This is a genomic window from Microbacterium halophytorum, assembly GCF_002970975.1.
In the GTDB taxonomy this organism is placed as follows: Bacteria; Actinomycetota; Actinomycetes; order Actinomycetales; family Microbacteriaceae; genus Microbacterium; species Microbacterium halophytorum.
In genome coordinates this window covers 464,553-482,340 of record NZ_KZ672982.1, presented here as the reverse complement: position 1 = coordinate 482,340, position 17,788 = coordinate 464,553, and the positions used below count along the sequence as shown (strand labels likewise).

Below are 17,788 nucleotides of genomic sequence, written 5' to 3'. Positions count from 1 at the left end.
AGTGCGCGCGGTGCGAGTCCGCGGGATGAGGGTCGGGTCAGCGGAGCGATTGCCGGCCGCAGCGGGCGACGGGGGCCCTCCGGTGCCGGACCAGGGCGGGCGAACGGCGGAAGCCGCGGCGCCCCCGTGGGAGCCGCGGCTTCCGCCGTGCTGTCGGTGCCCGCGTCAGGCGCCGGTCGACGGCTCGTTCGAGCCTCCGCTGCGGCGGCGGCGCCGCCGCCGGCCGGAGCCGCCCGACTTGCCGTCGCGGTGCTCGCTGCCCGCACCGTCGTGGGTGCCCGCGCCCGCGCCGCTGTCGGCCGCGATCTCCGCCTGCTCGCCGCCGGAGCGCCTGCGCCGCCGGCGCGAACGGTTCTCGTCGCCGTCCGCCGGCGCGCCGCCCTTCTGACCGCCCTGCGGGCGGTCGCCGCCGCGACCGCGGCGCGGCCTGTCCGACTTGGGGGCGGCCGAGACGCGGCCCTTCGTCCCCTCGGGGATGTCGAGGTCGGTGTAGAAGTGGGGGCTCGACGAATAGGTCTCGACGGGCTCGGGCTGGCCGAACTCGAGCGCGCGGTTGATGAGCGCCCACTTGTGCATGTCGTCCCAGTCGACGAAGGTCACGGCCGTGCCCTCGTTGCCGGCGCGACCCGTGCGGCCGGCACGGTGCAGGTACGCCTTGTCGTCGTCCGGGATCGTGTGGTTGATCACGTGCGTGACGTCGTTCACGTCGATGCCGCGGGCGGCGACGTCGGTGGCCACCATGACGTCCTTCTTGCCGGCCTTGAACGCGGCCATCGAGCGCTCGCGCTGCTCCTGACCCATGTCGCCGTGCACGCCGCCGGCCGAGAAGCCTCGGTCGTTCAGCTCGTCGACGAGGCGCTGGGCGGCGCGCTTGGTGCGCGTGAAGATGATCGTCTTGCCCCGGCCCTCGGCCTGCAGGATGCGGCCGATCATCTCGTCCTTGTCGAGCGAGTGGGCCCGATAGATGACGTGCTTGATGTTCGCCTGAGTGAGGCCCTCATCCGGGTCGGTGGCCCGGATGTGGATCGGCTGCGACATGAAACGGCGCGCGAGGGTGAGGATCGGGCCGGGCATGGTGGCGCTGAACAGCTGGGTGTGGCGCTTGGCAGGGACCATCGAGAAGATCTTCTCGATGTCGGGCAGGAAGCCGAGGTCGAGCATCTTGTCGGCCTCGTCGAGCACGACCTCGGTCGCGTTCGAGAGGTCCAGGAGGCGCTGGTTGGCGAGGTCGATCAGGCGGCCGGGGGTGCCGACGACGATCTGGGCGCCGGCCTTGAGCTGGTCGATCTGGCCCTCGTACGCCTTGCCGCCGTAGATGGCGACGACGCTCGTCGGCCGGTTCGACGTGAGGAGGTCCATGTCCTCGTACACCTGCACCGCGAGCTCGCGGGTGGGAACGACGACGAGCGCCTTCACGCCGGGCTCGGGCTCGGCGCCGAGCCGCTGCACGACGGGAATGCCGAAGCCGAAGGTCTTGCCGGTTCCGGTCTTCGCCTGACCGATGACGTCCTGGCCGGGAAGCGACAGAGGGATCGTCTGCTCCTGGATCGGGAAAGCCTCTTCGATGCCCTTGGAGCCGAGCGCGTCGATGATGTCCTGCTCGATGTCGAGCTCTGCGAATCGTGTCACGTGAGTAATGCCTGTCCGGCGGCGATCGCCGCCTCGAAGTGAGGGCCCACGCCCTTGTCTTCCCCAGGCGCGGCGCCCCGGTCCGTGCGCCGGGGCCGCCACCAGCCTACGGCACGCCCCTGGCGATCGGCGGGAGCGCACGGCTCCGCGGCGCGCGCGGGCCCTATGCTGTCGACGTGGTGAATTGGTTCTGGAAGCGGCGGCGGCCGACGCGCGTCCTGCGGCTCCGCGCTCGTGGGGACATGGGCGACGCACAGCGCGTGGACTTCGCGGAGCTCGCCCCGGAGGCGTCGACGTTCCTCGGCCAGGCCGCGTACCTGCAGCTCGGCTACTTCGAGACTCTGGGCCGCCTGGTGCGCGCCACTCCCGGCCTCGCCGAGAAGGAGGCGATCTCGCTCGCGGCGGGGCGCGCGCTCCGCAAGCACCGCCAGCTCGTCGACGTGATCTCCGACCGGGTCGGGGAGCCGACCGAGGTGATGGAGCCGTTCCGCGAGCAGCTAGATGCGTTCCGGGGCAAGACGATCGGAGCGAGGCCAAGGGAGACGATGCTGTCGGTGCACATCACGGCCGGCATGCTCGACGACTTCTACCTCGCGCTCGCCTCGAGCTACGGGGAGACGGGGCGCCGGGTCGAGAAGATCCTCGGCGAGGCATCCGACAGGGAGCAGATCGAGGAACTGCTGCGCGAGACGATCGCGGGCGATGACGAGTGGCGCGACCTGCTGTCGATGTGGGCGCGCCGCCTCGTCGGCGACACGCTCCTGATCGCTCGCAGCGCGCTCGTGCCCGAGCGCCTCGCGTCGGACCAGGAACGCGTGGAGCCGGTCTTCACGGCGCTGATGGCCGCGCACGCGCGCCGGATGGACGCACTCGGCCTGAACGCCTGAGCGGTCGGGCGTTCGCGCGCCGCGGCCTCGGCGGTGAGGGCCTCAGGCGATGCCGGCGCGGCGGCGCTCCTCGGCGTCGTGCCGCGTGCGGCGGGACGCGAGGACGAACGTGACGGCGGCGGCCGCGGCGGCGGAAGCGACCAGCGTCACGACCCAGAGCCAGACGTTGCCCTCGCCCCATTGCGCCCAGGTCAGCCCCGAGTACGCGGCGGCGGCCACGGCCACCGCGACACCGGGCGTCAGCACCGCGCCGCGCTCGTCGCGGTGCGGCAGCAGGAAGTGCAGGCCGATGCCGATGGCCGCGGCCGCGATGAGGGCGAGCAGGATGTACACGGCGCTCAGTTCACGAAGCCGACGGGGCGCTTCGACTCGGCGCCGAGCTCGACGTAGGCGATGTTCGCGGTCGGGACGAGGTAGACCGCGCCCTTGGCGTCGGTGAGCTCGATGTGCACGGTGCCCTTGGCGAGGGCGTCGGCGATCGCCTTCTTGACAGCGTCCGCGGTGTCGGCGGACTCGAAGCTGAGCTCGCGGGCGGTGTTCGTGAGGCCGATGCGGATGTCCACGGTGGCTGCCTTTCTACGCGGTGCGCACCGGCGCGTGCCGGCGTCCCGTTCAGCCTATGGCACGCCGCGGCGCGGGCGGCCGCGCGCACGCTGAGGGCGAACGCGCGTCGGGGGGCGCCGCGCGTCGCCGTCGCGGAGGCGGAATGTCGGAGGGCATCGCTAGCGTGGGAGCGTGGACTCCTTCCAGCCGACACCCGAACAGCTCGCGGTCATCGACCTACCCGCCGGGGCATCCGGAACCGTCATCGGCGCTCCGGGCACGGGCAAGACGGCCGCTCTCGTCGAGCGCGCGGCCGGGCTGCTCGCCGGCGGCACCGCCCCCGGCGAGCTCGTGGTGCTGACGCCGACGCGGGCGTCGGCGACGCGGCTGCGCGACAGGCTCGGCGTGCGCGTCGGCGTCGCGACGCCGGGGCCGCTCGCGCGCTCCGTCGGGTCGCTCGCGTTCCAGATCGTGAGAGCCGACGCCGTTCGCCGCGGGGAAGCCTCGCCGCAGCTGCTGACGGGCGCCGACCAGGACCGCATCATCGCCGAGATCCTCGCGGGCGACGAAGAGGACGAGCTCGAGGGCAGGGGGCGCTGGCCGGCGTCCCTCGGCACGCTCGTCCGCCGGTCGCCGACGTTCCGCGCGGAGCTGCGCGCGTTCCTCAGCGACCTCACCGAGCGGGGCGTCGAGCCGGAGGTGCTCGCGTCGCTCGGCGACGACGCGTGGGCCGCCGTCGCCGAGTTCGTCCGCGACTACCGCACGGTGCTCGCCGGCATGCGCGACGCGCACAGGGACAGCTCGGAGCTCTACCGCGACGCCGCGTCCGCCCTCGCCGACGAAGCGGCAGGAGGGCTCGGCGAGATCGACGGCCTCCGCGTCGTGCTGATCGACGACGCTCAGGAGCTCACCGCGGGCGGTGTGGCGCTGGTCGAGGCGCTGCGCGTGCGCGGCGTCGCAGTCGTCGCCTTCGGCGACCCCGACATCGGGTCGGGGGCCTTCCGCGGGGCCGCGCCCGAGCTGTTCGCACGGCTCGCGGCGTCGCTCGGAGAGGTCTTCGTGCTGGGCGACGGCCATCGCTCACACCCGGCGATCGCACGGCTCGCCCGCGTCGTGACCGCCCAGATCGGCGCGGGCGGTCGCGTCGAGCACCGATCGGCGCCGGGGCCGGAGGTCGACGGGGCCGGCGTCGTCGGCCGCATCGTGGCGGCGTCGCCCTACGAGGAAGCCGACCGGATCGCGTGGGAGCTGCGCTCCTGGCACCTCGACGGCGGAACGCCGTGGCGGAGCATGGCGGTCGTCGCTCACGACACGCGCCAGATCGTCGCTCTCGAGGCCGAGCTCGCGGCGCGCGAGGTGCCGACGCGAGCGGCAGGCGTGCAGCGCCCGCTGGGCGGCGAGCGCGCCGTCCGCGAGCTGGTCGAACTCGTGCGGCTCGGGCTCCTCGCGCCCGGGGAGCGCGACGCCGACGCCCTCGTCGCGGCGCTGCGTTCGCCGTACGGCGGCTTCGACGGCGTCGCGCTGCGCCGCCTCCGCGCGCGGATGCGGCACCGCGAGCTCGCCGACGGCGGCACGACCTCGGCGAGGGAGCTGCTGGCCTCGGCCCTTGCGGCGCCCGAGCTGTTCGATTTCATCGACACGCCCGAGGCCCGCTCGGCGAAGCGCTTCGGCCAGACGCTGGCGCGGCTGCGCGAGATGGGCGACGAGGGAGCGACGATCCACGAGCTGCTCTGGGAGGCCTGGGACCGCGCCCGCACGCCCACCGGCAGGCGGCTCGACGACGCCTGGCGCGAGCTCGCGTCGTCGTCGCGCCCTCTCGCCGCCGAGACGTCGCGTGCGCTCGACGGGCTCGTCGCACTGTTCGCCGCCGCCAAGCGCTACGTGGAGCGTTCTCCGGGGGAGGGGCCGGCCGGCTTCATCCACAACATCCTCGACAGCGACGTCCCGGAGGACTCGCTGAGCGCGCCCGATCGCGGCGGTGCCGTGACGCTGCTCACGCCCGCATCGGCGCTCGGCCTCGAGTTCGATGCCGTCGTCGTGGCGGGGCTGCAGGACGGCGTCTGGCCGAACGTGCGGCTCCGCGGCGGCATGCTCGAGGCCTGGCGCCTCCCTGCCGCGCTCGAGGTCGCGGTCGGCGATCAGCCGGAAGCCGCGGGGGCGATCGATCGCCGCCGCGCCGTGCTGCACGACGAGCTGCGGCTGTTCGTCCGGGCCATCACCCGCGCCCGGTCGCGCCTGCTGCTGACGGCGGTCGGCGACGACGACCAGGCCCCGAGCCCTCTGCTCGACCTCGTGCCTGACGCGGGGGGCGACGCGGAGTTCGCGGCGGCGCGCGAACACCCCCTCACCCTGCGCGGGCTCGTCGCGGCCCACCGACGCACGCTCACGACGTCGCGCGACGGCGCGGAGCGGGCGGCCGCCGCCGGGCAGCTCGCGGTGCTCGCGCGGGAGGGAGTGCCGGGAGCGGCGCCCGCCGACTGGTACGGCACCGCGGCGCCGACGAGCGACGCTCCGCTCATCGATCCGAGCCAACGGCCCGTGCGCGTGTCGCCGTCGAGGATGCAGACGTTCGAGGACTGCGGCCTGGATTGGGCCATCCGGGTGCTCGGCGGCGACACCGACAAATCGGCGTCGACGGGCATCGGCACCATCCTGCACGCCGCACTCGAGGCGTCCCCGACGGGCGACATCGACGCGATGCGTCGCGTCGTCGACGAGCGCTGGGGCGAGCTCGAGTTCGAGGCGGCGTGGATCGAGAAGCAGAGCAGGGAGCAGGTCGAGCGCTCCCTGCAGAACCTGCACAGGTATGCGAGCGCCGCGGCGACCGACGGGGGGCGCGTCCTCGCGACCGAGGCCGACTTCCAGGTGGTGGTCCCCTTCGACCCGGAGCCGGGCGACGCCGGCGCCGACGGCGAGGCCGAACGGCCCCGGGTGATCGGCGTACCGGAGGGCGCGCGGCGCCCCGAAGAGCTCGGCCCGATCGCGCTCATCCGGGGCACGATCGACCGCGTCGAGTCCTACCCCCTCGGCCACGGCGACCACGGCGGGGCCCGCGGGCGCACGTGGGATCCGATCGCGCCGCGCAACGCATCGGCGGCCGAGCAGGTCGTCATCGCCGACCTGAAGACCGGCCGCTACGAGGCCCGCCTCGGCGACCCGAAGGTCGTCGACGACGCGCAGCTGTCGGCGTATCAGCTCGCCGTCGAGGCCGGGCTCGTGCCCGGCGCGGAACCCGGAGCGCTCGCGGGGGCACGGCTCGTCGTCGTCTCGAAGGCGACGGGCGCCGCTGCCTACCGCGTCGCACACCAACCGGCCTTCGAACCGGAGCAGCGCGATGCCTTCCTGCGCCGCGTCGTCGAAGCGGCGCGCGGAATGTCGGCGGCCGCCTTCACGGCGAACGTCGAGGCGCACTGCAACGGGTCGCATCGACCCACCCTCTGCCGGCCCCACACCGTGAAGGCGGTGAGTGCTTCGTGAGCACCCCCGAACCCCGCACCGAAGCCATGATCGGGGCGCGTACGATCGCGGCCGCCCTCGGGCTGCCGTCGCCGACCGACGCGCAGAAGGGCGTGATCGAGGCGCCGATGGCGCCGGCCCTCGTCGTCGCCGGTGCCGGCAGCGGCAAGACCGAGACGATGTCGGGCCGCGTCGTCTGGCTCGTCGCGAACGGGCTGGTCGCTCCGAGCGAGATCCTCGGTCTGACCTTCACGCGGAAGGCCGCCGGCGAGCTCGCCGAGCGGATCTCGGCGCGGCTCGAGCGCGTCGCCGAGTTCGCGGACCGCGGCCTGCTGCCGCACCTCGACGAGATCGTCGACGGATCCGACCTGGCACGCGTCCGCGCGGCCGCCGACCGCGGCGCCGGCGCGCACGGAGCCGTGCTCGACGAACTGGCCGACCGCTTCGGCACGGGGTGGGATCCGCAGTCGGGAGCCCGCCTCCGCGGCGTCCTCGACCGCCCGCGGGTGTCGACCTACAACGCGTTCGCCGACCAGATCGTGCGCGAGCACGCCGCCCGCATCGGCCGCGACCCCGAGGCCGCACTGCTGAGCGACTCGGCGTCGTGGCTCATCATCCGGGACATCGTGATGCGCGCCGACGAGGCGGGCCTCGATGAGCTCGACCAGGGCCTGACGACGATCATCGACAGCGTCAAGTCGCTCGCCGGTGACGTGCTCGACCACAGGGCCGACGCCGCGGCGGTCGCGGCCCGCGCCGCCGAGCTCGGCGAGGCCATGGCCGCCGTCGCGACGAACGCCGACGCGCGGGGGGCCGCGGCGAACCTGCGGGCGCTCGGCGTGCTGCTGACGCTCGTCGGCGAGTACGGGGCCGAGAAGTCCCGCCGCGGCGTGCTCGACTTCGCCGACCAGGTCACGGGCGCTCTCGAGATCATCGAGTCGACGCCGCAGGTCGGCCGGGAGCTGGCCGAGCAGTACCGCGTGGTGCTCCTCGACGAGTACCAGGACACGTCGGTCACGCAGACCGAACTGCTCGCCTCCGTCTTCCGCGACGGGGCCGTGATGGCGGTCGGCGACCCGAATCAGTCGATCTACGGGTGGCGCGGCGCGAGCGCCGACAACCTTCCGGCGTTCGCTCGCGATTTCGTCCGCGAGCGTTCGGCGCAGCGGTACGACCTGATGACGAGCTGGCGCAACGACAGGCGCGTGCTCGCGGCCGCGAACCGCGTGCTCGCGCCCCTGCGAGCGGAGGGCGGCTTCCGCGTCGAGCCGCTCGAGGATCGCCCCGGCGTCGGCGAGGGCCTCGTCGACGCCAGGTACGAGCTGACCGTCGACGAGGAGGCCGACGCCGTCGCCGAATGGTTCGCGGCCGCGCGCGGCGCGCACTCGGGCGAGGAACCGCACACGGGCGCGATCCTGTTCCGGGCCAAGCGCCACATGCAGAAGTTCGCCGACGCGCTCGACCGTCGCGGCGTGCCGCACCGGATCATGGGGCTCGGCGGCCTGCTGTCGACGCCAGAGGTCGTCGACGTCGTCTCGGCCCTCCGGGTCGTGCACGACCCGACGCAGGGCTCGGCCCTCATCCGGCTGCTCGTCGGCCCTCGTTTCCGCATCGGTGTCGCCGACATGGGGGCGCTCTACGACCTCGCGACGGCGCTCTCACAGCGCGATGAGGCGCTCGCACCGCTGAGCGACGACATGCGCGAGAAGATCCGCTCTTCGACGGGTGCCGACGAGCAGGTGTCGATCATCGACGCGCTCGACATGCTGCGCCAACTGCCCGACGACTACCGCCTGTTCGCGGCGATCACGCCCGAGGGTCGAGCCCGGATGAGGGAGGCCTCCGGCATGTTCGACCGGCTCCGCGCGGCGGCAGGGCAGCCGGTCGCCGAGGTCATCCGGCTGATCGAGCTCGAGCTCAGGCTCGACATCGAGCTCGCCGCGAACGAGAGCCGCGGCTCGGCGCGCACGGCGGCCACGCAGCTGCGCGCCTTCGGCGACGAGGTGCGCGGCTTCCTCGCGGCCGATGAGCACGGCACGATCGGCAGCCTGCTCGCCTGGCTCGCGCACGCCGAGGGGAGCGACGGCCTGAAGCCCCGCAGCGAACCGCCCGAGCCCGGCGTCGTGCAGCTGCTGACGATCCACGGATCCAAGGGTCTCGAATGGGACGCCGTCGCGGTCGTGAGGCTCGTCGCGGAGGAGCTCCCGAAGAAGCCGAAGTCGACGTCGGGCTGGCTCGGCTTCGGGCAGCTGCCGTACGAGTTCCGCGGCGACGCGCGCGCTCTGCCCATGCTCGACTGGGAGCCTGGCGAGGACGGCAGGGCGCTGTCGCGCGAGATCAAGGCGTTCAAGGAGCAGAACCGGGCGCACGACCTGGCGGAGGAGCGCCGGCTCGCGTACGTCGCGGTGACCCGCGCCAAGTCGCAGCTGCTGCTGTCCGGCTCGTACTGGTCGGGCGGCAGGACGCCGCGACGGCCGAGCGAGTACCTCGTCGACGTGCTCGACGAGCTCGGAATGCCGCCCATCGATGCCGAGCCCGGCGAGGAGAACCCGTACGAGGGGGAGGGGCGCACCATCAGCTGGCCGCTCGACCCGCTCGGCGCGCGGCGCGCCGCCGTCGCGTCGGCCGCCCGGCTGGCCGAAGAAGCCATCGCCGCGGATGCCGTGGCGCCCGCGGCGCCGAGCGATCGCCTCCGGCGGCTGCTCGAAGAGCGGGAGCTCCGCGAAGGCGCGGCCGCGGGGCTCCCGCCCACGCGCCTGCCCGCCTCGCGGTTCAAGGACTTCGTGACCGACTACTCGGGCACGGTGCACGAGATCGCCCGCCCCATGCCCGAGCGGCCCTATCGCCAGACCCGCCTCGGCACGCTGTTCCACCAGTGGGTCGAGCAGCGATCCGGCCTCGTCGGCTCCGGGCCGTCGCTCGACGACGCGCTGTGGGAGACCGACGACGAGTTCGGCGGCTTCGGCACGACCGCCGACGGCGCCGCCGACGGCCGAGGGCGCGGTCCCGGCGCAGCGCGGGCCGACGAGGCCGATCTCGCGCGACTGCGCGACACGTTCGAGCGGAGCGAGTGGGCGGGGCTCAAGCCGCTCGAGGTCGAGACCGAGATCGACTTCGCGATCGACCTCGGCGACGGCGAGCCGCACATCGTGATCTGCAAGCTCGACGCCGTGTATCGGCGCGGGGACCGCATCGAGATCGTCGATTGGAAGACGGGTCGCGCGCCGCGCACGGCCGAGGAGCGCGAGGAGCGGATGATCCAGCTCGCGCTGTACCGGCTCGCCTATCACCGCCGGCACGACGTGCCGCTCGACCTGATCGACGTAGCGCTCTACTACGTCGCCGACGACCTGGTGCTCCGCGAGAGCGGGGGCGCGGCGAGTGAGGAGCAGATCGTCGCCCGTTGGGCGGCCGCGCGCGCGGTCTCGTGACGCCCGCCCACCCGCACACGGGCGTCTGAGGTCCGTCCGGGTCGCAGATGACGCGCCGTTCGCGGCCCACGTGGCGCGGAATCTGAGACGGGGGCGCTGTCGGGCGACGGCCGCCGGCACGCAGCCGCGTCAGCGGTCGGAGGCGTCGGCTCCGTCGGCGAGGACGTCGCGCTCGAACTCGCCGAGCTCGACCGGCTGCGTCTCGTTCTCCGACTGCGCGACCCGGTGCTCCTCTTCGTCCGCGGCGGTCCGCTCGGGGGCGGCGTCCTCCTCGCGTGCGCCGTCGGCGTGCCAGCCTCCGGCGAACGCGAGGTCCTCGGGCGCGTATGCGTCGGTCTCCATCGAGGTCGCCGGATGCTGCTGCTCCGCGCGGCCGGGGAATCGGCCGAGCAGAGCGATCGCGTCGTCGACCCCGCCGGAGCCGTTCCGCGGCAGGTCGTCCAGCAGGCCGTAGTCGCGGACGTCCTGGGCCAGCGCGTCGAGCAGTGCGGCCGCGTCGCGGACGATGTCGTCGCGGTGGGCGTCGGCGCCGTGGAGCAGCCAGCGCGCGAACTCCATCTCGGCGTGCAGGCGCGAGCGCGCGGCGAAGGCCGGATCCGGCGCACGGTGCGACGCGTCGGCGTACGCGGCGAGCACGTGCTCCTCCGCCTCGGGCGCCGTCGAAAGCCACTTCAGGTCGACGGCCGGGTCGTCGATCGCGAGGCCGTGCCAGTCGTACACGCCCGTCACGGTCGGGGCGCCCCGCTCGTCGTCCCCGTACAGGAACGCCGCCGCACCGACGCCGCCGAGCACCACGGCCGGTTCGAACGACCAGAGCCGGTCGTCGTCGACGGCCTCGCGCCAGCGCACCGTGAGCCGCACGGGAACGTGCCCGCTCGCGGCTGCCCGATCGAGCACGCGCCCAGCGTCGGAGCGCACCTCGGCCGCCGTGCGCTCGCGAAGACCAGCGGCGCGGACGACGGAGGCCGGGAGCGCGTGGATCGCGGCGAGAGTGCGGCCGAGCGAGCGCGCGGCGCCGTCACCAGGCGGGATCGCCGCCGCGTCGATCTGGTAGCCGGGGAGCATGGTCGTGACGACGGCCCGGGAGCCGTCGAGGCCCGTCTGCCCCAGGAACTCCGGCGCGTCGACCGGGAGCATGCGGCGCACGCCCGCCGTGAGGGCGTGCAGCGCGACGACCTGCGCCGCCAGCTCCTGGTCGGCCTCGTCGTCCGAGGGGACCCGGATGACCGCCTCCCGCCCGTCCGCGAGCGTCGCGACGGCCGAGTCGTAGCGCTCGTCGCCCCCTGCCGTGAGGCGGCGGGTGCCGTCGATCTCTGCGCCGGGAACCGCCGCGGTGACCGCCGCCGCTAGAGTGAGAGGAGAGCGCGCCATGGCATTCAGGTTAGGTCGGACGCCGCAGAATGCTCCACGCCACGCCCGCAAGGAGAAGCACCGCATGTTCCAGCCCGCCCCCTCAGGACGCATCGACCGCGCGGCAGGGGAGAGGGAGCGCAGGGATGTGATCGAGCGGGCGTTCGCCGACCCGGCGACCCGGGTGCTCCTCGTGCACGGCGACGCCGCACCCCGTTCGGGGGACGGCCTCGGCTGGTTCGCGCCCTCCGACATCCGGGAGCGCGCCGAGGCACCGATCGACTGGGCGTTCCTCGGCCGGGACGCGGAGGGTTCGGCGGTGCTCGCGGCGGTCGCCGCCGGTCCGGACGCGCCGATCCCCGGCCTCGACGAGGGGTGGCTGACGCTGCGGCGCTCTGGCGAGCTGTCGCCGGAGGCGTTCGGCGCGTTCACGGCCGCGGTCAGCATCGGGCGCTTCGCCGCCGAACGCTTCTGCCCCCGTTGCGGCTCGGAGGCGCCGCTCACGACGGCCGGCTGGGCGCGCACGTGCTCCGGATGCGGTCGCGAGCTCTTCCCGCGCACCGACCCCGCGGTGATCGTCGTTCCGGAGAGCGTCGACGGCGAGCGGATCCTGCTCGGCGCGAACGCGGCCTGGAACGGCGAGATGTACTCGTGCTTCGCCGGCTTCGTCGAAGCGGGCGAGTCGCTCGAGGACGCCGTGCACCGGGAGCTGTTCGAGGAGGCGGGCGTGCGGCTGAGCGAGGTGCGCTATATCGCGTCGCAGCCGTGGCCGTACCCCCGCTCCCTGATGCTCGGCTACCGCGCGGTCGCCGAGACGGAGGACGGCGTGCGGGCCGACGGCACCGAGATCATCGACGTGCGCTGGTTCTCGCGCGACGAGATCCGCGCGGGGCTGCGGGGTGAGACCGACTTCGGGCTGCCCGGGCGCGTGTCGATCGCGCACCGCCTGATCCGGGGGTGGGCCGAGCACGAGGCCGCAGGTGCCGAGGCCTCCGTCGCGTGAGCGCCCTCGACGCACTCGATGAGCAGCAGCGCGAGGCGGCCTCGACGTTGCGCGGCCCCGTCGCGATCCTCGCGGGCGCCGGAACGGGAAAGACCCGCGCCATCACGCACCGCATCGCGCACGGCGTCGACACCGGCGCATACACGCCGAGCCGACTCCTGGCGCTGACGTTCACGACCAAGGCAGCGGGCGAGCTGCGCGGCCGGCTGCGCGCTCTCGGCGTGCAGGGCGTCGTCGCCCGCACGTTCCATGCGGCGGCGCTGAGCCAGCTGAACTACTTCTGGCCGACCGTCGCCGGCGACGTCGCACCGAAGATCATCGACAACAAGGTCCGGATGCTGGCGCACGCCGCCGACGGCCTCGGAATGCGGCTGGACACGGCAACCCTGCGCGACGTCGCCGCCCAGATCGAGTGGCGGAAGGTGACCATGCGCTCGATCGATGCGTATGCGGCGCTGGGGCGCAGCGTGGGCCGGCTCGGCACCGACGCGCTGGTCGCGCTCATGGGCGCGTACGAGTCGCTCAAGGACGAGCGCAGGCAGCTCGATTTCGAGGACGTCCTGCTGGCGTGCGCCGGCATGCTCGAGGGCGAGCCGAAGGTGGCGACGGCGGTCCGTGAGCAGTACCGCCACTTCACGGTCGACGAGTACCAGGACGTCTCGCCGCTGCAGAACCGCCTCCTCGAGCTGTGGCTCGGCAACCGCCGCGATCTCTGCGTCGTCGGCGACGCGAGCCAGACGATCTATTCGTTCACCGGCGCCGACGCGCGCTTCCTGCTCGACTTCGAACGGACGCACCAGGACGCCAAGGTCGTGCGCCTCGAGCGGAACTACCGCTCGGAGCCCGCGATCGTCGATGCGGCGAACGCCCTGATGAAGGGGAGGCCGGGGGCTCTGACCCTCGTCGCGAACGGCTCGGGGGAGGACGCGCCCGTGCCGCGCGTGGCGGCGTACGCCGATGAGACGGCAGAGGCCGAGGCGGTCGCGGCTGCGATCGAGAAGCAGATCGCGGACGGCGCCGGGCCCGACGAGATCGCCGTGCTGTACCGGATCCACGCGCAGTCCGCGACGCTGCAGCAGGCGCTCGCCGCCCGCGGCATCGCGACGACGGTGCTCGGCGGCACGCGCTTCTTCGACATGCCGGAGGTGCGGCAGGCGGTGCTCGGCCTGCGCGGCGCCGCGGTCGCGCCCGACAGCACCTCGTTCGCCGCCGACCTCGTCCCCGGGCGCACGCGGGAGGACGCCGTGCGGATCGCGAACGTGCGGGACGTCCTGCGCGGCCTCGGGCACACGGAAGAGGCGCCGGAGGCAGGTGGTGCGCTGCGCAGCGGCTGGGAGGCGCGCCAGGCGATCCTCCGGCTCGCGGAGGAGGCGCCGCGCGGGACGACTCTGCGCACGTTCGCGGATGACCTGTTGGCCAGGGCCAAGGACCAGCACGAGCCGGCGCTGAAGACCGTCACCCTCGCGACGGTCCACGCGGCGAAGGGCCTCGAGTGGCCCCACGTGCACGTCGCGGGCGCGGCCGAGGGGCTGATGCCGATCTCGTACGCGACGACCATGGAGCAGATCGATGAGGAGCGGCGCCTCGTCTACGTCGCGATCACGCGCGCGGCGCGGACCCTCTCGGTGACGTGGGCGCGCGGCTCGGGCCGCATGGAGAGGGAGCCCTCGCGCTTCCTCGGCGAGATCCTCGGCCCTCGTGCGCTCCGCGAGGGCGCCGGCTCGGCGGTGCTCCGGCCGCCGGAAGCCTAGTGAGACGTCGGCGCTGAGCCGCTCCGACTCGGTCCCTCGGCGATCCGAGGCTACGCGGCGCGCCGCGGGTGAGCGGTCGCAGCCGCTCCCGCGGCGACCGGTGCACGGCACAGGCACTCGGGATGAGGGCGATGGGACGACCAGCGGCGGGTGTGGTCACGCCCGCCCCGACCCGCGCTGCGATGTTCGATCAGCGCCGACGCGGTGACCGCCTCACCGTCCGAATGGTCGGGGCCGTCGTGCAGCAGCCGCGCGGCGAGAGCCGCCGACTCGACGGCGAGCGACATCGCCACGCGCGGGGGCTCCCGCAGCAGCAGCTGAGAGGCCAGGACAGGCCACGCGGGGTCGGCGTCCGTGCGGTGCCGGTCGAGGCACGCGAGGCAGGCCGTGGTGCCCGGTACGACCACGGGGCCGATATGCGCGCCCGCCGCGTCGAACACGATCGGCAGGTGCGGGGCGTCGGCACGAACGCACCGCGCCCCGAGGTGCGGCGGGAGCGCGTTCGCCCCGATCAGCACGATCGGCGTCGCCGGGTCGACGGGCTCCTCATCCGGTGTCAGCCAGATCGCCGGCCAGCCCTCGTCGGAGAGCGCATCGACGACCGTGCCGGCGATCTCGGGAGCGACCGCATCCGCGGTGCGGACGCCGACGCCGGAACCGTCGGGCTCGATCGTCTCGAGCACGGGCTCGAGCGCGGCCAGGAGCGACGCGAGCCCGGTCGTCGGACCGCCGACGGCGTGCGCGAGCCGCTCGGGGTGCCCGAGCAGCCATGCGGCGGACTCGCACGCCATGCCGCGCTCGAGCTGGTCGACGGCACGCTCCTGCCACGGCGCAGGGTCCTGCAGCCTCAGCGAGCCGCTCACGCCGAACTGCAGCGTGCGCGTGTCGCGCCAGAGGGGGCCGTGTCGCGGGTCGATGCGGACGAGGGACATACCGCGATTGTGCCGCCGGCGGGCACGGCGGGCCGCGTTATCCACAATCGGATCCTCGGATCCCGTCGCGGATCGACCTGGGGACGAAGCAGGGGTGGGCTCTCCCGCCCGCCCCTGCTATGCCTGCGGCTTGTCGCCGCTCCCCGGCTCGCCGTCACCGGTTCCTTCGCCATCGGGCGACCCGCCGTCGGCCTCCTCCGCGAGCAGCTGCGCGAGCGCCTGGTCCATGTCGTCCGGGGCCGGGTCCTCGCCGCGGGCGCGCGCCTCGAGCCGTGCGATCAGCGCGCTCGGGTCGTCGATGTCGCCCCCGTTCGGCATCATGTCGGGGTAGTCCCACAGCGAGTCGCGCGCCTCGACGCCGACGGCGTCGGTGACGGCGCGCCACATCGCCGCCGCCTCGCGCAGGCGGCGCGGCCGCAGTCGCAGCCCGACGAGCGCCTCGAGCGCGTCCTCCGCCGGCCCACCTGCGGCGCGCCGGCGCCGGATGACCTCGGTGAATCGGTCTCCGCCCGGCATCCGACTCGTGGCTTCGGCCGTGACGACGTCGACCCAGCCCTCGATCAGCGCGAGCTGCGTCTCCAACCGTTCGAGGGCGTGCTTCTGCGCCTCCGACTGCTCGGGCAGAAGGGCTCCCGACTCGAGGGCGGTCTTGAGCTCCTCGGGGTTCTCGGGGTCGAAGCGGGCGGCGAGGTCCTCGAGCCGCTCCACGTCGATGTCGACGCCGCGGGCGAAATCGGTGACCTGGGCGATCGCCTGCAGCCGCAGCCACTTGGCGTGCCGGAACAGGCGGGCGTGGGCCAACTCCCTGGCCGCGACGTAGAGCGCGAGCTGGTCGTCGGGGATCTCGAGGCCCCTGCCGAGGTCCTCGAAGTTCTGGGGCACGATCGCGGCCGTGCCGGCGGGCATCACGGGGATTCCGACGTCGCCGCCCGAGACGACCTCGCGCGACAGCCTGCCGATCACCTGCCCGAGCTGGGCCGCGAACATCTGCCCGCCGATCGATCGGAGCATCCGCCCCGCGCCTTCGAGCATCTGCTGCATGTCCTCGGGGGACTGGGCGCGCAGGGCCTCGATGAGGCCGTCCGCCATGCTCGTGGCCACCGGCTCGGCGAGCTCCTGCCACACCGGCAGGGTCTGCTCGACCCACTCGCCGCGCGTGATCGGCCGTGCTGGTGAAGCCAGCTCCGAGATCGTGGTGGCCTCGCTGAGCCACAGGTCGGCCAACGCGAACGCCTGGTCGAGGTCGGCCTTCGCGCCCGTCGTGATCGCGCGGCCGTCCTGGTTCGCCAGGTGCAGCGCCTGGCGCTTCGCCGCGTCCCACGCGATGCCGTCGTCGCCGGCCTGCGAGAACGCCTGTTGCATGCTGGCCATCAGCGGCTGGAACATGGCGGGGTCGATGCCGGATGCGCCGAGCTGCTCGGAGAGCCGCTTCATCTGTTCGGGGTCGATGCCGCCCGCGAAGGGGTTCTCGCCTGCACCGGCGTTCTCGAACATCCTGCGCAGGAACTCGGGCAGATCGTCGTCGTCACGGGGGGAGTCGTCGCTGGTCACGTCAGCCGCCTTTCGTGCGCCGCTGTCAGCGTGCGGAGAGGTTGTCACGTTCTACGCTAGTGCGAGCCGCCGGTCCGGCGGGGGTGTGCGGATACGCCTCCCGCGAACGGGCGGGACGAGACGAGGAGCGCGGCAGCGGTGAAGCAGACGAGAAGAGCGGTCGTCGGGACGACGTCGCTGGCCATCGCGCTCGTGGCACTGTTCGGCATGGCCTTCCTGCCCACGTCGTTCGTCGTGCAGCAGCCGGGGCCCGTCTACAACACGATCGGCACTGTCGCCAGCTCCGACGGCGAGGAGCTGCCGCTCATCGAGGTGCACGACGCCGAGACCTATGAGACCGAGGGCAGCCTCGACCTCACCACGGTCCAGGTGCTCGGGAACCGCGAGCAGACGCCGAGCTGGTTCGAGCTCGCGATCGCCTGGTTCGACCGGTCGAAGGCGGTCGTCCCCCTCGATTCCGTGTTCCCCGAGGGCGTCACGACGGAGGACCGCGAGGCGCAGAACGCGGCGATGATGGTCGATTCCCAGGCGGAGGCGACCGCCGCCGCGCTCATCGAGCTCGGCTACGACGTGCCCAGCTCGACGGAGCTGGCGGTCGCTGGCGTCACGGAGGGCGCGCCGTCCGACGGGGAGCTCGAGGCCGGAGACGTCATCACGGCGGCGAACGGCGAGCCCGTCGCCGACGCCGAGGAGCTGCGCGGCGTGATCGATGCCGGCGACGGCGCGCCGGTCGAGGTGGCCTACACCCGCGACGGCGAGGCGGGCACGGCGAGCATCCGGCCCGAGAGGGCGGAGATCGATGGCGAGGAGAGCTGGGCGATCGGCGTGATGCTGGCGCCGATGACGACCTTCGACTTCCCCGTCGACGTCACGATCCAGCTCGACGACGTCGGCGGCCCGAGCGCCGGAACGATGTTCGCCCTCGGCATCATCGACACCCTCACGGAGGGGCCGATGACGGGCGGCGAGAACATCGCGGGAACCGGGACGATCGACGCAGAGGGCGTCGTCGGGCCGATCGGAGGGATCCGGCAGAAGCTGTACGGCGCCCGCGAGGCGGGGGCCGACTGGTTCCTCGCCCCCTCCGACAACTGCGACGAGGTCGTCGGCCACGTTCCGGATGGGCTGAGCGTTTTCTCCGTATCGACGCTCGGCGACGCGGAGGATGCCGTCGCGGCGATCGCGGACGGCGACACGCGCGGCCTGCCGACCTGCTCCGCGCCGTAGCCCATCCGGTGCCCGCCTGTCAGCCGGG

12 protein-coding genes are annotated in these 17,788 nt (G+C 73.7%); 6 read left to right on the top strand and 6 right to left on the bottom strand.

The genetic code is table 11. From position 1 onward, the window contains the following. Positions 1 to 165: 165 nt before the first annotated feature. Positions 166 to 1,629, bottom strand: a complete 1,464-nt coding sequence (locus C0010_RS02275) for a DEAD/DEAH box helicase (RefSeq protein ID WP_105565398.1) — start codon at positions 1,627 to 1,629, stop codon at positions 166 to 168. A gap of 176 nt (positions 1,630 to 1,805) precedes the next feature. Here C0010_RS02275 and C0010_RS02270 point away from each other — a divergent pair, with 176 nt between their 5' ends. Next, positions 1,806 to 2,516 carry a ferritin-like fold-containing protein gene (locus C0010_RS02270; RefSeq protein ID WP_105565397.1) on the top strand — a complete coding sequence of 237 codons (711 nt, stop codon included), beginning with the start codon at positions 1,806 to 1,808 and terminating at the stop codon, positions 2,514 to 2,516. A 42-nt stretch (positions 2,517 to 2,558) separates the two neighbouring features. Here C0010_RS02270 and C0010_RS02265 read toward each other — a convergent pair whose 3' ends face one another. Further along, positions 2,559 to 2,849, bottom strand: a complete 291-nt coding sequence (locus C0010_RS02265; RefSeq protein WP_105565396.1) for a hypothetical protein — start codon at positions 2,847 to 2,849, stop codon at positions 2,559 to 2,561. Positions 2,850 to 2,854: 5 nt separating this feature from the next. Continuing rightward, complete coding sequence (locus C0010_RS02260; RefSeq protein WP_105565395.1) at positions 2,855 to 3,079, bottom strand: DUF3107 domain-containing protein; 225 nt, start codon at positions 3,077 to 3,079, stop codon at positions 2,855 to 2,857. A 172-nt stretch (positions 3,080 to 3,251) separates the two neighbouring features. Here C0010_RS02260 and C0010_RS02255 point away from each other — a divergent pair, with 172 nt between their 5' ends. Next, positions 3,252 to 6,536, top strand: a complete 3,285-nt coding sequence (locus C0010_RS02255) for an ATP-dependent helicase (protein ID WP_105565394.1) — start codon at positions 3,252 to 3,254, stop codon at positions 6,534 to 6,536. A gap of 26 nt (positions 6,537 to 6,562) precedes the next feature. Next, positions 6,563 to 9,946 carry a UvrD-helicase domain-containing protein gene (locus C0010_RS02250; protein WP_105565393.1) on the top strand — a complete coding sequence of 1,128 codons (3,384 nt, stop codon included), beginning with the start codon at positions 6,563 to 6,565 and terminating at the stop codon, positions 9,944 to 9,946. Positions 9,947 to 10,075: 129 nt separating this feature from the next. Here C0010_RS02250 and C0010_RS02245 read toward each other — a convergent pair whose 3' ends face one another. Next, positions 10,076 to 11,317 carry a protein kinase family protein gene (locus tag C0010_RS02245; protein ID WP_105565392.1) on the bottom strand — a complete coding sequence of 414 codons (1,242 nt, stop codon included), beginning with the start codon at positions 11,315 to 11,317 and terminating at the stop codon, positions 10,076 to 10,078. 64 nt (positions 11,318 to 11,381) lie between these two features. Between C0010_RS02245 and nudC the strand changes: the two genes are divergently transcribed. Together nudC and C0010_RS02235 are read left to right on the top strand one after the other, a co-directional pair. Beyond that, complete coding sequence (gene nudC, locus C0010_RS02240) at positions 11,382 to 12,299, top strand: NAD(+) diphosphatase (protein WP_105565391.1); 918 nt, start codon at positions 11,382 to 11,384, stop codon at positions 12,297 to 12,299. Beyond that, positions 12,296 to 14,050 carry an ATP-dependent helicase gene (locus tag C0010_RS02235; protein WP_105565390.1) on the top strand — a complete coding sequence of 585 codons (1,755 nt, stop codon included), beginning with the start codon at positions 12,296 to 12,298 and terminating at the stop codon, positions 14,048 to 14,050. Before nudC ends, C0010_RS02235 begins: the two co-directional genes overlap by 4 nt. 50 nt (positions 14,051 to 14,100) lie before the next feature. Here C0010_RS02235 and C0010_RS02230 read toward each other — a convergent pair whose 3' ends face one another. Both C0010_RS02230 and C0010_RS02225 read right to left on the bottom strand, forming a co-directional pair. Beyond that, a complete protein-coding gene (locus C0010_RS02230; RefSeq protein ID WP_105565389.1) occupies positions 14,101 to 14,982 on the bottom strand; it encodes a hypothetical protein in 882 nt (293 codons plus the stop codon). Positions 14,983 to 15,099: 117 nt separating this feature from the next. Beyond that, complete coding sequence (locus tag C0010_RS02225) at positions 15,100 to 16,476, bottom strand: zinc-dependent metalloprotease (RefSeq protein ID WP_105565571.1); 1,377 nt, start codon at positions 16,474 to 16,476, stop codon at positions 15,100 to 15,102. A gap of 195 nt (positions 16,477 to 16,671) precedes the next feature. On the opposite strand from C0010_RS02225, the gene C0010_RS02220 reads away from it, so the two are divergent. After that, positions 16,672 to 17,760 (top strand): YlbL family protein, encoded by a 1,089-nt coding sequence (locus tag C0010_RS02220; protein WP_232531672.1) that lies wholly within the window; start codon positions 16,672 to 16,674, stop codon positions 17,758 to 17,760. Positions 17,761 to 17,788 lie beyond the last annotated feature (28 nt).

What these genes read in the sequence shown, in the direction of transcription:
- C0010_RS02230 (WP_105565389.1), bottom strand. Translation starts at nt 14,982, where the DNA reads ATGTCCCTCGTCCGCATCGACCCGCGACACGGCCCCCTCTGGCGCGAC.
- C0010_RS02245 (WP_105565392.1), bottom strand. Translation starts at nt 11,317, where the DNA reads ATGGCGCGCTCTCCTCTCACTCTAGCGGCGGCGGTCACCGCGGCGGTT.
- C0010_RS02225 (WP_105565571.1), bottom strand. Translation starts at nt 16,476, where the DNA reads ATGTTCGAGAACGCCGGTGCAGGCGAGAACCCCTTCGCGGGCGGCATC.
- C0010_RS02250 (WP_105565393.1), top strand. Translation starts at nt 6,563, where the DNA reads ATGATCGGGGCGCGTACGATCGCGGCCGCCCTCGGGCTGCCGTCGCCG.
- nudC (WP_105565391.1), top strand. Translation starts at nt 11,382, where the DNA reads ATGTTCCAGCCCGCCCCCTCAGGACGCATCGACCGCGCGGCAGGGGAG.